The organism is Parapedobacter soli (assembly GCF_025460835.1).
Taxonomy (GTDB): Bacteria; Bacteroidota; Bacteroidia; order Sphingobacteriales; family Sphingobacteriaceae; genus Parapedobacter; species Parapedobacter soli.
Genome location: NZ_JAMXAY010000176.1, coordinates 1 through 313 on the forward strand (window position 1 = coordinate 1; position 313 = coordinate 313).

The window sequence follows — 313 nt, forward strand, 5'->3', positions numbered from 1 at the left end:
ATCGGCCAACAGAAGATGGAAATTGATTTTTTAAAGAAAGCCTTGTCATGAAAGAGACCCCAGCACAGCGGAAGACGCACGTTGGCAAGGCGGATGGGCTGAGCATAGCCCGGCAGTGCGCCTTGGTATCGGTATCCCGGAGCAGTTTTTACTACCAGCCGGTTGGGGAAAGCCCGTTGAACCTGGAGCTGATGCGGTTGATCGATGAGGAATACCTGCAGCACCCCTGGCTGGGTGTTCCCCGGATGACCACCTGGTTGCGCAGGGACAAGGGCTACCGGGTCAATCCCAAGCGCATCGAGCGGTTGTACGG

General features: G+C 56.9%; 1 protein-coding gene. It reads left to right on the forward strand.

The features are described 5' to 3' along the window. Window positions 1-47: 47 nt before the first annotated feature. Window positions 48-313, forward strand: a 266-nt coding sequence (locus tag NGM62_RS22095) for an IS3 family transposase (RefSeq protein ID WP_262250466.1), incomplete at its 3' end; no start/stop codon positions are given.